Below are 12,586 nucleotides of genomic sequence, written 5' to 3'. Positions count from 1 at the left end.
GACGCGTTTTACAGAATAGGCCTTATGCGACCTTTCCGGCCGAGCCGTAAACCACATTGGTGGTGATGGCGTTGCAATCGCGGAGTGCGGCAAGGTTCTTCTCGCGGACCCGCGCGAGTGTTGCGGCATCGAGCTGGGCGAGGGTGCCGCGATAGCCGCTGCCCATGACAATTAGCCACCAATCTTCGGGGGCGTTAAGCGGGTCGCGTCCGGCTTCCGCAACAAATTCCGTGCTCTCGATTCCCGCCTCGCTGAGCATCTCGCGCAGCCCCGCAGGCGTCGAAATCCGCTCCCACGGGTTGAAGCCCTTCAGGAGGTCGGGGCGTTCCGCGCGGATGGCTTCCCAAAAGGCGCTATTGGCGGGCTCGAAGAGGTCCGGCCCCCATGTCGTGATGGCGAGCCGCCCGCCGGGGCGCAGCATGCGCCATAACTCCTTGGTGGCGGCCACCATGTCGGGGACGAAGAAAATCCCGAAGACACAGACCGCGACATCGAAGCTGGCGTCGGGATAACCGAGCGCCAGCATGTCGCCGGTCTTGAATTCGATATTGCGGAGGCCCATGGCGAGCGCTTTCGCTTCGCCGAGCTGGACGAGGCGTTCGGCCAAATCGACCGCGACGACCTTTCCCTGCGGCCCGACCGCTTCGGCGGCGGGCAAGGCCGATCCGCCGCTTCCGCAGCACACATCGAGAACTGTCTCACCCCCACGCAGGCCGAGGCGCTCGACGGTTTGCCGTCCAAAGCGATGCCAGAAGGAGCTAACGGGATGGTCAAAATAAGGGTCTGACGCATATTTGGTGCTGGCCGTGGGCATGCGGGCGTAGGAACACGTTGCTGCGACGCGACTTTCGATTTTCTGCGGCCTCAAAATATTCGTCACGTCCGCACGGGCTCAGAGCACAGCGCCTACCGCGCGCCATTTCAATGGATTAAGTAAAACTGATTGCTTAGGTCTTCATCAAATGTGCGTCAGAGCTCAAAATTGACCCCCCTGTTGCGCGCGTCGTGACGGAAGGAGGTCCCGCAACGCCCAGCGGCGAATAACGCTCAACAACGCCATGTCTATCACTCCGTTGGCCCCCGCTGAAAACAGCCAGGGCGGGTTCAAAACATGGGTCAATTCTCAGCGGAAAATTCTCCTTCCCCGGGTCAAATCCAGGCGGAAATCAACACCGCAGGAGGCGCGGACGCTGCTCGACAGCATCGATGTGTCGGTGCCGGTCGGCTTGCGCGATCGCGCGCTCATCGGCCTGATGGTCTATTCCTTCGCCCGCGTCGGCGCGGCGCCGGACGCTGCCTTGAAGCTCGTGGCGGAGATGAGAGCCGCGCGGGCGCGCTTCAGGAGAGAACTCGCGGCGTTCGATCTGAAGCGGGTCGCGAGGGAGCAGGCGGAAGCCTTCGCCGAGCTGGGGCGGCGGGAGGCGGCGCTCGCCGCCGCCGCGCAGACGATCGTCGAGGCCGAACGGCAGATCGGCGCCGGCGCCGAGGACTACGCCGAGCTGCTGGAAGCGGCGCAGTCCGCGCTGGAGCAGATCCAGGCCACCGTTCGGGACGCCATCGCCGGGCTGGAGCAGGCGCAGCCGCCCGAAACCGATCCATGGTCGCCCGGCGGACCAGGATGGTGAAGACGACGCGGCGGTGGCCGGCAGCGCCCCGTTCGGGTTTGCAAAGGAGGGACATGATTTGAGGAACGAACTCATTCGGGTCGACGGCGATTACGATCATGCAGCGATCCTGCGCGACGCGCATCGCCAGTTCCGCGTCATGGGCCGACATGGCTGGAGCTTTTCGCGCTGCCTTGCCTACTCCTGGACGAGAGCCCGCGCCCAGCGCGACCGGGCCTCGTGGGGCACGGTCGAGAACGCCGCCCAGGCCGCGCTCGCCATCCGCCTCCCCGCGCTGGCTTTTTGATTGCCGAAGCATGAATGCGCGGGGACGCGTCGCTGTTCCATGCCGGGAATGCCGGGACGGGATGGGATGGGCCATCCGAAGCTTGATTACTGTCCTACCGCATCGATGAGCCGGCACAGCCCCTCGCGCACGGCGGCGTCAGATGTGATCTGGCCGACCTGCATCGTGAATACGCCATCGACACGCGTGCCGCCGCCTGTCTTGCGAGCGACGAGGCGCAGCGTTTGCGGCCTGCCCGATCCGCTCGTCTCCTGCAACGCGGTGATCGCGCCGTATTTTTCATCGACCTTCATGTCCGTGTAGCCATCGGCGAGGACGGCGCCGGCGAGCTTCTGCACGGCGTTCTTCGGGTCGATTTTGGAAAACACGGCGAAACTCTTGCCCTCGAGCTTGGTCACCATCGGAACGCCGCTCGTTGTGAAATTCTCCTGGCACCCCGCATAGGCAAGCGAGATCCCAAGGCAAAAAATCGAAGAGCTGGCGGCGAGTCGAATGAGAATGCGCAAGTTTTGATCTCCATGCGGGGAATGGCGTCGGTGGAAAGGCGTTTCGCGCGCGGACAAAGTCGCGCGACGTCCATGTTCGCTCGCAGAACGTGCTCGCGATGTGCGCGGGCGCATCGCGCCGCGCGCTTTGGGCCGCCGAACGGGATTGTCGCAAAATCTTTCAGTTAATTTTACGGCGTGACGCGACAATATTGCGGACAACTGGGCAAACAGGACAACTGCCAGGTCGCCGTATCTTTGTCAGTCGCCAACGATCACGCAAGTCTGGGCGCGCCGTCGTTGCCGCCGGGCCGCTACTTCCGCATGCACATGTTGGGATATTTCGAAGGACTCGACCAGCGAGCGCGGCATCATCTGGCGCTGCGCCGATTCCTATTCGCGACGCCGGTCATCTTATTCTCGGAACCGGAGAGCCGAGATGAGTCTGACCGCCCCTGTCGAAAAGCTAAAGCGCTGCGTCAAGATGGCTTCAAGGGATGTCACCTCGAGGCCGTCGTCGTGGTCGGAAACGGCACATCTCCCCCTTTACGTCTGTATGCCAGCGCACGCGACATAATGAGCGCGATTGCATAGGATGGGCGGGCAGATTCGACAGATGGGGGTTTGGTATGGGGACTTCTGCCGTCGCCGCGGCTGCGGTGGCTTGTGTTGCAATGTTTCAGGCGGATTCGTCGACGATCGGGCGGGCGCTGTACGCCAATAACGGGGCGGCCACGCGGCTGCTGCTCGACCTGCCCAGCGGAGCTGGCAAGGACGTCTATTATTTTACAGGTCTTGGCAATGGCAGCGTGCTGTTTTCCAATAGTGACGACACTGCTGGACGCGAACTCTGGATTTCACGCGGAACAACGGGAAGCACGCGCCTGTTGAGGGATGTCAATACGGGCGTCGCAGCCTCGAACCCTGGCAGCGCCTGGGATTTGGCCGTTCGTCCAGGCGGTGGAACAGCCTATACGTCGCGCTATCAAAGAATCGGCGGCTTGGTCCTGTTTGCAGCGACAACGGCTGGCCAAGGCCGCGAATTCTGGGTGTCCGCCGGAACCAGCGGCAACACACGCATTCTGAAGGACCATATGCCCGGAACCGCCAGCGGCGTTGGCGCGGGTCCTGCGGAATTCATCTTCTCGAATGGCGCATTTGCGATTTACACCGTCCGGGACTCTGTTCGCGGCAATTCACTATGGGCGACGAATGGCACACCGAGCGGAACGCGGTTTCTCAAGACATTGACCGAGTCTCGGGCGCCGCAGCCCTTCGGCATTCTCGGAAATCGCATTCTTTTCTCGCAAGTCAATCGACAGGAGCTTTGGATCACCGATGGAACGGTGGCTGGCACAAAAATGCTGATTCACTTTAGCAATTTTCAGGCGATCCAGAATGTCAGCCGCGTGAAGGGCACGACATATGCGCTTTTCTCCGCCTACACACCGACCACGGGCAAGGAGCTCTGGATCACCGACGGAACCGTCGCTGGCACCAGGCTACTGAAAGACATTAACGCCGGCGCTGCTGATTCGCTGCCGGGCTCCTATTACCGCATCACCGAATACGGAAATGACGGCGCCTATTTCAAGATCGGCGACAGGGTGCTGTTTCCGGCGACAAACGCCGCCGGCGGTCGTGAACTTTGGGCGACGCGGGGAACGGCCGCGAGCACGCTGCCGTTTACGCAGCTTGGCGTAGGCGTGAACGGCGCGGAGTTCTATGAGTTCACGACGCTCAATAATCGGCTCTATTTTGCGGCCGATGTGGCGGAAGGCTCGACGCGCGTGATCCGGCCTTTCGTCACCGCCGGCACGGCGACAAGCACACGCAAACTGTCGACGAGCCTTCGCGTTTCGGGGCGCATGGTCAGCCTGCCGAACGGCGTCGTGTTTGTCGGGGATGATCCAAGCGGAAACCATCGACTTTGGCGTACCGGAATCATCGCGGGTAGCCAAGTGGCAGTTTCGCCCATACTGGCGAAATTTGCCAGTATCCAGAATGTGGAGATACCGAGCCCTGATGGTGTCAATGCCCCCTGCCCGGTGAACTGAACATGGGAAGAGCGCCGGCTCTGTTGCAAGAAGGCCTGTGCGCATGAGAGGGACGAAAAAGTGGCGTAAGCCGGTCAACTTGCCCTGTCGCGTTTCCAGACACCGATAGATAGTCGCGGGATGGACATCGAAGGTCTTGGCGACAGAGCTGACGGATTTCCCTTGTTTGATGAGTTCGAGGGCAAGCTCCTGCTTGTCAATCGGCGTTGAAGTTTGGGTCTGACGCATATTTGGTGCTGGCCATGGGCATGCGGGCGTAGGAACACGTTGCTGCGACGCGACTTTCGATTTTCTGCGGCCTCAAAATATTCGTCACGTCCGCATGGGATCAGAGCACAGCGCCTACCGCACGCCATTTCAATGGATTAAGTAAAACTGATTGCTTCGGTCTTCATCAAATGTGCGTCAGAGCCAGACGATATGACCATGCGGGTGGGAGACGGGGTAGCCCGTCTCCACGATGTGCAATCAGCGAGGGTTACGCCATAAGCGCCTATCCTCATGCACAGGGAGACGGACCGCCATGGAGTTTAACAGCTACATCGGGCTCGATGTCCATAAGGAAACGATTGCCGTAGCCATCGCAGACGCAGGCCGAAATGGCGAAGTCAGATTCTTCGGAGAAATTGCCAACAACCCGGACGCGGTGGCGAACTTGCTGAAGAAACTTGGTGGCCGGCGCAGCAAGTTACACTTCGTCTATGAGGCCGGACCGTGCGGCTATGGTCTCTACCGCCAGATCCTCGCCGCCGGTCATGCCTGCGATGTCATCTCACCGGCCCACACACCGAAGCGCGCCGGCGATCACGTTAAAACCGATCGACGCGACGCGGCCATGTTGGCGCGCCTGTCCCGCGCCGGCGAACTCACATCGGTCTGGGTTCCGGACGAGACACACGAAGCGATGCGGGATCTCATTCGAGCTCGCGAGGTCACGACGAAGGATGTGCGTCAGGCGCGTCAGCGCATCCAGGGTTTTCTCCTCCGTTACGGTCGCCGCTATGTCGGCGCCGTATGGAAAAAGCGGCATAGAGTCTGGCTCGCCAATCAGAGCTTCGATCACCCTGCACAGCAGATCGCCTTTCAAACCTATCTGAACGCCATGGATCAGGCGATCGCCCGCAAGGATCTCGTCGAAGCGCAGATCGAAGCTCTCGTGCCGGAATGGTCCCTCGGTCCGGTCGTCGAGGCTCTCCAGGCGTTGCGCGGCGTCGCGCTCGTGGTCGCCGCCGGCGTGGTGGCCGAAATCGGCGACATGCGGCGCTTCGACAATCCCCGTCAGCTCATGGCGTTCGTCGGCCTCGTCCCCGGAGAGCATTCGAGTGGAAACAGACGCAAATTGACCGGCATCACCAAAGCAGGCAGCGTCGTCGCGCGGCGACTGATCGTAGAATCCGCCTGGGCCTATCGCATGCCGGCGAAGATCGGTCAGGCGATGCTGCTGCGGCAGCAATCGATCGCCGTCCCGATCCGTGAAATCGCATGGAAGGCGCAGATCCGACTGTGTGGCCGATATCGGCGCATGCTGGCGCGCGGCAAAAAGGCGCCGATCGTCATCACCGCAATCGCTCGGGAACTCCTCGGCTTCATTTGGGCAATCGCGCGGCAGGTCGAACCAAAGACGATCGCCGCGTAACGCGCGACAGCATCGAGGCAACGGCCAGGGCGCCGGCGCCGGTCAAGGGATCCTCCGGCAATTTTAGGAGCGGCACGACCGATCTCCGTGAGTCAGACCGAGGCTCCCCTACGACGAAAGCTCCGTATGCGGTAGCCAATCCGCGCATGAGAAACGGCTCAACCGTCGAAATCACGCCGGCGTCCTGACCTCTGCCTCGCCGAACATTTTGTGCTCCTTGCCGGACAGGCACGGGATCGCTGGCGCACGCAGATTGCGCTTGAAAATGGTCATAAGAGAATTGCACGCCGAAACACACTCCTGCTGAGCGCGCCGTAGCTTGCGCGGGCGTCGACGAGGCCATCCTGAGTGCGTTGCCGGATGAGCGCGCTCGAACTCGGCTATGCTGAGGGACGGACGCCGCGATCTTTCCAGCTGATGAAGGCGCGCGCATCGCGTGCTGTCCCGTGTCGGGAATTTTAGCACAGGACGGGGACAAACCCTGTCCGAATCGGAAGCGGCGGAAACCCGCCACTCATTTCTTACGAAAGGGTTGGGCCACGCCGTCGCGGATGCCTCAAAGCGACCCCTCCGGGGCGCTTCGCGGCCGTGACCCGGCCTCCGCCAGCGCGGCGGAGGGCTCACCGCGCCAATACCGAAGTCTCGGCATTGGTCGGTCTTTTCACGAGAGGAAGCGCACCTGGCGGATGCGGTGCAGAGACGCGCGGGGGCTGCCGGCGAAGAAAGAGCTGACCATGTGGCAGCTCGCGGCGCAGGAGAGGCGCGGAAGTAGGCTGAGGCTTTGCAGGCTAGGTTTTCGAGCGTCGGTTTTTCTTCGGGCCGATACTCAAGAATGTCGCCGGGCTAACACCGGAGAATTTCGCAGATTTTTTCCAACGTGTCGAAACGCACGCCCTTCACCTTGCCGGATTTGAGGAGACTGACATTCTGCTCGGCAATGCCGATTTGCGCGGCAAGATCGCGCGAACGCATTTTGCGCTTTGCGGGTTCCATGCCCGCATTGACCGCATGTGCACCGAGCGGGTCACCGCGCGGGCCGAAAACGACGGGGCCGACATGCCAGTCATAGCCGGCGAGTACGCCGCCCGTGAAACTGCCGCCATGCGAAGTATGGCGCGCGAGCACGCCGTTCGTCGGCGCGAAGATCGCATTGGAGCGATCGGCGAATCCAAGCGCCCCGAAACAGGAAGGCTGGCGGCTGGGGCGGCGCCTGTGGCGCGTAGCGCGCCGGCAGATTGGCGGCATGCGCGGAACCAATCAGCGCGAGACAGGTTTGAACGACAAGCTTGCTGCATTTCATTTCAGTCTCCTACGAAGGACAAAATTCGAGCATTCGTCGAAGCGGCGCGCTTCGGCGTTGTTGGCTTTGAGTTATGTGCGTCGCGATGCGCCGCTTACAGCGGCGAGCGGATGTTCAGCGTGAGGCTCATCCGGCAACGCTCGGCTCCGCGCGGGCGTCAAATTTCCCGCAGAGCGGCAGCAGTTCCTCGAGAGGCTTTTCCTGCGTCGCCGCCTCGCGCAGATCGACGTTCTTCAACAAGGTGAGATACGGACCGCCCGACTGCGTGCGCAGAAAGCTGGTCGTCAGAATTGGCCCGTCCGGCAGCTCGCCGCGCCGGCAGGCGTCGGCGCCCACGCCGAAGGAGCCATGCGTTTTGGCGGGATTGCGCGCCTTCTCCTCGAGAAACTCCTTCTGCCGCGCCCCGATCGCCGCGTAATCCGCCGGATCGACGCGATAGGCAAAGAGACGCGTTCCGGGCTTCCTTTCGCCCGCAAGCGGCGCGAGATCGTCCGACGCCGTCGTTTCCTTCAGAACAAATTTCGCTTCGTGTTTGTCCTCGCCATCGCGCCACCAGCCCACCGTCAGCGTCACGCCGCCCCGGCGCGGCTCGAACGCCTCGGGAAGACGGACGGCCGCGCGCAGCGTCGGCGCATCGACCGTGGACGCGTCGAAATTGCGCAACGCCCACATGGTGGAGACAGGCATATGGCTACAGGCGGCGAGCGACGCCGCGAGCACGACCGCCGGGAGACGAAAGACAATGCAAGACACGGGAAGCCTCATATTTAGGATTTATATTTTAATGTTTGCCATTAAAATATTCTCGTGTCAATATAAGCGCTACAAGGAGAACGCCATGACCGACTTACCTGATTCCGTCCTGCCCCTCGACGATTCTCGCCTCGCCGCGCTTCGCCGCCGCATTGGCTGGCTGTGCCAGACGCTGCGCTTTGCGCTTGTCGGCTACTGTCTCTGGATGATCGTCTCCATCGCGATGTTCTGGAGCGATGAAGAGCGGGTTGTCGCGAACTTCGCGACGCTCAAGGTCGATGTCGAAGGCCTCTCCGCCGCGCAGCGCCTCGGCGGCTTCGGCGTCAGCGGCGTTATCTGGCTGCTGCTCGTCGCCGCCTGCTACAGCGGCTGGCGGCTGTTTTCGGCCTATCTTGAAGGTCGCATCTTCGCGCCCGCCGCCGCCGGATGGCTGCGCTGCCTGGCGCTGATGGGGCTCATCGCCGCGCTTGTCGATATCCCCGCGCGTCCGATCATGTCCCTGATCCTCACCGGCCATAAGGCGGCCGGCCAACATATCGTGTCGGTTTATTTCCGTCCCGAAGACCTCTCGACCCTCATGCTGCTCGCGACGCTGCTCGCACTTGCCCACATCCAGAAAACGGCGGCCGACATCGCCGACGAAAACGCGCAGATCGTCTGATGGCTATCATCGTCAATCTCGACGTGATGCTGGCGAAGCGCAAAATGCGTTCGCGCGATCTTGCGGCGCAGATCGGCATCGCCGAGCAGAATGTCAGCCTCCTCAAATCCGGCAAGGTGAAGGGCGTGCGTTTCGACACGCTGGAAAAAATCTGCGAAATTCTCAACTGTCAGCCGGGCGATATTCTAGAATACAGACCGGATGAAGCAACCGAAACGAAATAGCCGTCACTTCGGTGATTGCATTTCTAACTCGCCTGATCTGAACGGAAGGGCACCCAGGAAACGGAGTGCCCTTTTGCTTTTAAGTCGTTCAATCAGGGTTCCTTTGAGCCCGAGTAGAAAACGATCATTGGCCGTGCCGAGGCGCGTAGATCGTCTCCTGATTGCAGTTCACTCCGTATCTTTCGAATGGCTTTGCCCGGCATTGCGGATGCGCATCACCGTCTGTCGGCTGGTTCGATAGCGACGGGCCAGCGCTGACAGGCTCGCGCCTTGCGCCAGGCCCGCGAGAATTTCCGCACGCCGGGCCGCGTCGATCGACGCCGGGCGCCCGAGACGTTTGCCCCGCGCTTTGGCGCGCTTGAGCCCGGACTGGGTGCGCTCGATGAGAAGATCGCGTTCGAACTGCGCCACTGTATTGATGACGCCCATCGTCATTTTGCCGGCCGAGCTGGTCAAATCCGCGCCGCCCAGCGCACGCCAAGGTCCGCGAGCGTCGCGACCGTGCCGCTCACGTCGATCGCGTCCCGTCCCAATCGGTCAAGCCGCGTCACGACCAGCACGTCTCCTGGCTCAAGCCTGTCTAGAAGCCGGCGCGCCGCGCCATGGCGACGCTAGCGGAGACGGTTTCCGTGATCACCCGGCGCGGATCGACCTGAAAGCCGGCGGCGGCGATTTCCTGAAGCTGGTTCTCGGGCGTTTGATCGGCCGTCGAGACGCGAGCGTAAACGAAGAGGCGCGGCATATGGCGAAATCCGTCCACAAACCAGGTCCGGAATTCTGTGTCATTTGGAGTCGCCTTTCGAGGCGGCTCTTCTGCTGTTCTCTATATATGATAATATCCTTTATCATATATTCGGAGGAGAGCTTTCATGGCCTATGGCAAGATGAACGAGGACAAGCTCACGGCGGCGATCGTGCAGACCAAGGAGGCCATCCAACGGGCCCAGGAGCTCCTCAAGACAGTCGCCGAGAAACCGACGACCGAGGGGCTTGAACTGGTTGCGGCGTCCACGCCGCTTCTCATTAAGAAGCTGGAGACCGATCTGGCGAAGCTGGAAAAGGCCATGGCGAAGAAAGCCAACCCTTGAACCAGCTTGCTCCCCTCCGCGTCCAGGTCCCCGCGCTCGTTCGCTCCGCTGGCGCGCGCGCCCAGACGCGTTTCTGGGAATTCTTCGTCGCCAACATCCGCAACCCGCACACCCGGCGCGCCTATGGCCGCGCGATCGGCGATTTTCTCGCCTGGTGCGAGCAGCGCGGCCTCGCGTCGATCGTCGATATCGAGCCGCTGCACATCGGCGCGTATGTCGAGGCGATGACCCGCAGCCACAGCGCGCCGACCGCGAAGCAGCGCCTCGCCGCCATCCGCATGCTGTTCGACTGGCTCGTGACCGGCCAGATTGTCCCGACCAATCCCGCTGCGAGCGTGCGCGGGCCGAAACATGTCGTCAAAGTCGGCAAGACGCCGGTTCTCGACCCCGCCGAGGCGCGGGCGCTGCTCGACAGCATCGACGTCACAGCGCCGGTCGGCTTGCGTGATCGCGCCTTGATTGGCCTGATGATCTATTCCTTCGCGCGCGTCGGCGCGGCGCTCGCCATGAAGGTGGAAGACGTTTACGTGCAGAACCGCCGCCTCTGGGTGCGGCTGCATGAGAAGGGCGGCAAGCGCCATGAGATGCCCTGCCATCACAATTTGGAGGCCTATCTGCACGCCTATATCGACGGCTGCGGACTCGCGAGCGATCCGAAGGCGCCTCTCTTTCGGACGATCGGGCGTGGCGCCGGCGCGTTGACCTTCACCCCTCTGCCCCAGGCCAACGCCTACGCCATGATCCGCCGCCGCGCCGTGGCGGCCGGCATCGCCACGAAGGTCGGCAACCACAGCTTCCGCGCCACGGGCATCACCGCCTATCTCAAAAACGGCGGCACCCTCGAAAAGGCGGCCAGCATGGCCAATCACGCCTCGACGCGCACCACGCAACTCTATGACCGGCGGCGCGACGAGATGAGTCTCGACGAGGTTGAGCGCGTGGTGCTTTGAGCCTATATCCCTAAGCTGATTGAACCTTTCATATTAACAAAAGGATTGTGAAAAATGTCTGGTCAAGAACGCATTGCGTTGTTTATCGACGGAGCCAATCTCTATCAGGCCGCCAAAACGCAGAGTTTCGATATCGATTACAGGAGGCTGCTGAGCGAATTTGAGCAGAGAGGTCGCCTTATCCGCGCATTTTATTACACGGCGGTGATCGAAGATGAGGAATTTTCGTCGATCCGGCCGCTGATCGATTGGCTCGACTACAACGGCTATGCGGTCGTAACTAAACCTGCCAAAGCATTTGTGGACGCCACGGGCCACCGCAAGATCAAGGGCAACATGGACGTCGAACTCGCGGTCGACGCCATGGGAATGGCGGACCACATCGATCACATGTGGCTGTTCTCTGGAGACGGCGATTTTTGCTCGCTCGTCGCAGCGGTCCAGCGCAAGGGGGTGCGAGTCTCGGTGGTTTCTACGATCACAACGCGGCCGTCAATGTTAGCCGACGAACTGAGACGTCAGGCAGACGAAGTCATCGATCTTGCCGATCTTGCCGACAAGATCGGTCGCGATCCAAATGAGCGCGTGGAACGAATTCAGCGCTCGCAGGAACGATCCTTGATCGCGGCGTCGGCGCGGACCAGTCAGGATGCCGAGAAAGAAAACCGATTTGCAACGCTTCCGATTGAGAGGGAAGCATAATAAGGGCATTCTGGGCGTTGAATATCGGACATATCTTTCGACAAGCGCAATTGCTTGATCGGCATGTGACCTTTATCGATAAGTGGCGCGGTTTTTTGATCGCTATTTGGCGCAGCAGGATGCGGGGCGGCCCGTCTCCCGCGCTTCCTGAATCGGCGGACAAGGCGTGTCACCATAGGAGCAGAATACGCAGCAATCGCCCGCTTTGGGCTTGAGCAGCGCCCCGCAGCCCCTGCATTCGTAAAAAAACTGGCAGGCGTCGATGGGCATGGTTTCAGTCGATTGATGGCCGCAAAGCGGGCAAATTATCGTCGAGACGAGCTGCACTCATCGCCCTTTCAAGAATTTCAGCAGCATGGGGTCGATATAGCTCCAGCTTGCCGCCAGCATCGCGATGAGCGAGGCGCACAGGAGCAGCCCTAGTGTTGCGCGGGATCGCTGTGGCGATGCGCAGGCCGAGCCGGAAACGCAAGGAGCTGGAGGCGTCCGCCACCAGGCACCCCACCCTCCTACTATGGCCAATGCGCTGACGGCCAAAAACGGGACGCGCCATTCGGCGATCGTCGCCAGCCTGCCGAGGACGCCTGCGCCTGCGCCGAGAGCGGCGAGGCCGAGCGGGATAACGCAGCACGAAGAGGCGACGACCGCGCCGAGGCCCGTGACGAGTCCCAATGCCGCGAAACACTTTGGCGCGGCAGTTTTGGCCGGATGTGACGCTCCGATTGGCGTCGTTTCTGGCGTAGCGTCGTTGACGGTCATGGTTCACCCTTGCTTGACTGTCGGGCTATCCTGCACCCTGTAGCGACTACGGGTGCAAGA

Annotated in this window: 15 protein-coding genes and 3 pseudogenes; 10 read left to right on the top strand and 8 right to left on the bottom strand. The window is 61.5% G+C overall.

The window, feature by feature from the left end:
• Positions 1-22: 22 nt before the first annotated feature.
• Positions 23-814 carry a class I SAM-dependent methyltransferase gene (locus MET49242_RS00500; RefSeq protein ID WP_036279386.1) on the bottom strand — a complete coding sequence of 264 codons (792 nt, stop codon included), beginning with the start codon at positions 812-814 and terminating at the stop codon, positions 23-25.
• Positions 815-1,208: 394 nt separating this feature from the next.
• Between MET49242_RS00500 and MET49242_RS25950 the strand changes: the two genes are divergently transcribed.
• Together MET49242_RS25950 and MET49242_RS00490 are read left to right on the top strand one after the other, a co-directional pair.
• Positions 1,209-1,625: a hypothetical protein gene (locus MET49242_RS25950; protein ID WP_244430608.1), complete on the top strand. Its 417-nt coding sequence runs from the start codon at positions 1,209-1,211 to the stop codon at positions 1,623-1,625.
• A 58-nt stretch (positions 1,626-1,683) separates the two neighbouring features.
• The gene (locus MET49242_RS00490) at positions 1,684-1,911 is read left to right on the top strand and encodes a hypothetical protein (RefSeq protein WP_144259387.1); all 228 of its coding nucleotides are present in this window, start codon (positions 1,684-1,686) and stop codon (positions 1,909-1,911) included.
• An 86-nt stretch (positions 1,912-1,997) separates the two neighbouring features.
• Here MET49242_RS00490 and MET49242_RS00485 read toward each other — a convergent pair whose 3' ends face one another.
• Positions 1,998-2,417, bottom strand: coding sequence for a hypothetical protein (locus MET49242_RS00485; RefSeq protein WP_051133882.1), 420 nt, complete (start codon positions 2,415-2,417; stop codon positions 1,998-2,000).
• Positions 2,418-2,591: 174 nt separating this feature from the next.
• Between MET49242_RS00485 and MET49242_RS23685 the strand changes: the two are divergent.
• Together MET49242_RS23685 and MET49242_RS00480 are read left to right on the top strand one after the other, a co-directional pair.
• Positions 2,592-2,684: pseudogene (locus MET49242_RS23685) on the top strand (transposase); the annotation flags it as partial.
• A gap of 386 nt (positions 2,685-3,070) precedes the next feature.
• Positions 3,071-4,453: a hypothetical protein gene (locus MET49242_RS00480; protein ID WP_036279366.1), complete on the top strand. Its 1,383-nt coding sequence runs from the start codon at positions 3,071-3,073 to the stop codon at positions 4,451-4,453.
• Positions 4,454-4,555: 102 nt separating this feature from the next.
• Here the strand turns inward: MET49242_RS00480 and MET49242_RS26435 are convergent.
• Positions 4,556-4,681 (bottom strand): annotated as a pseudogene (locus MET49242_RS26435) (helix-turn-helix domain-containing protein); the annotation flags it as partial.
• Positions 4,682-4,976: 295 nt separating this feature from the next.
• On the opposite strand from MET49242_RS26435, the gene MET49242_RS00475 reads away from it, so the two are divergent.
• A complete protein-coding gene (locus MET49242_RS00475) occupies positions 4,977-6,089 on the top strand; it encodes an IS110 family transposase (protein WP_036279363.1) in 1,113 nt (370 codons plus the stop codon).
• An 843-nt stretch (positions 6,090-6,932) separates the two neighbouring features.
• On the opposite strand, the gene MET49242_RS23680 is transcribed toward MET49242_RS00475, so the two are convergent.
• Complete coding sequence (locus MET49242_RS23680; RefSeq protein WP_084678797.1) at positions 6,933-7,082, bottom strand: helix-turn-helix transcriptional regulator; 150 nt, start codon at positions 7,080-7,082, stop codon at positions 6,933-6,935.
• A 433-nt stretch (positions 7,083-7,515) separates the two neighbouring features.
• Positions 7,516-8,142: a hypothetical protein gene (locus MET49242_RS00465; protein WP_244430606.1), complete on the bottom strand. Its 627-nt coding sequence runs from the start codon at positions 8,140-8,142 to the stop codon at positions 7,516-7,518.
• An 85-nt stretch (positions 8,143-8,227) separates the two neighbouring features.
• Here MET49242_RS00465 and MET49242_RS00460 point away from each other — a divergent pair, with 85 nt between their 5' ends.
• Together MET49242_RS00460 and MET49242_RS00455 are read left to right on the top strand one after the other, a co-directional pair.
• Positions 8,228-8,803, top strand: coding sequence for a DUF2975 domain-containing protein (locus MET49242_RS00460; RefSeq protein WP_036279471.1), 576 nt, complete (start codon positions 8,228-8,230; stop codon positions 8,801-8,803).
• Entirely contained in the window at positions 8,803-9,027 is a 225-nt protein-coding gene (locus tag MET49242_RS00455) for a helix-turn-helix transcriptional regulator (RefSeq protein ID WP_036279358.1), read from the top strand. Before MET49242_RS00460 ends, MET49242_RS00455 begins: the two co-directional genes overlap by 1 nt.
• Positions 9,028-9,195: 168 nt before the next feature.
• On the opposite strand, the pseudogene MET49242_RS00450 reads toward MET49242_RS00455, so the two are convergent.
• Positions 9,196-9,769 (bottom strand): annotated as a pseudogene (locus MET49242_RS00450) (recombinase family protein).
• Positions 9,770-9,896: 127 nt separating this feature from the next.
• On the opposite strand from MET49242_RS00450, the gene MET49242_RS00445 reads away from it, so the two are divergent.
• From MET49242_RS00445 to MET49242_RS00435, 3 genes are read left to right on the top strand one after another with little or no spacing between them, the layout of a single operon-like run.
• Positions 9,897-10,115, top strand: coding sequence for a hypothetical protein (locus MET49242_RS00445; protein ID WP_036279356.1), 219 nt, complete (start codon positions 9,897-9,899; stop codon positions 10,113-10,115).
• On the top strand, positions 10,112-11,065 hold the full coding sequence (locus tag MET49242_RS00440; protein WP_036279353.1) for a tyrosine-type recombinase/integrase: 954 nt from the start codon (positions 10,112-10,114) through the stop codon (positions 11,063-11,065). Before MET49242_RS00445 ends, MET49242_RS00440 begins: the two co-directional genes overlap by 4 nt.
• A 54-nt stretch (positions 11,066-11,119) precedes the next feature.
• The gene (locus tag MET49242_RS00435) at positions 11,120-11,767 is read left to right on the top strand and encodes an NYN domain-containing protein (RefSeq protein WP_051133879.1); all 648 of its coding nucleotides are present in this window, start codon (positions 11,120-11,122) and stop codon (positions 11,765-11,767) included.
• Positions 11,768-11,869: 102 nt separating this feature from the next.
• On the opposite strand, the gene MET49242_RS25945 is transcribed toward MET49242_RS00435, so the two are convergent.
• Together MET49242_RS25945 and MET49242_RS00425 are read right to left on the bottom strand one after the other, a co-directional pair.
• The gene (locus tag MET49242_RS25945; RefSeq protein WP_036279350.1) at positions 11,870-12,094 is read right to left on the bottom strand and encodes a GDCCVxC domain-containing (seleno)protein; all 225 of its coding nucleotides are present in this window, start codon (positions 12,092-12,094) and stop codon (positions 11,870-11,872) included.
• Positions 12,095-12,526: a mercuric transporter MerT family protein gene (locus tag MET49242_RS00425; RefSeq protein ID WP_036279346.1), complete on the bottom strand. Its 432-nt coding sequence runs from the start codon at positions 12,524-12,526 to the stop codon at positions 12,095-12,097. It abuts the gene before it with no gap.
• Positions 12,527-12,586: the final 60 nt, after the last annotated feature.

Origin of the sequence: Methylocystis sp. ATCC 49242 (assembly GCF_000188155.2) — a bacterium.
Classification (GTDB): Bacteria; Pseudomonadota; Alphaproteobacteria; order Rhizobiales; family Beijerinckiaceae; genus Methylocystis.
This window is presented reverse-complemented; position numbering and strand designations above follow the sequence as displayed.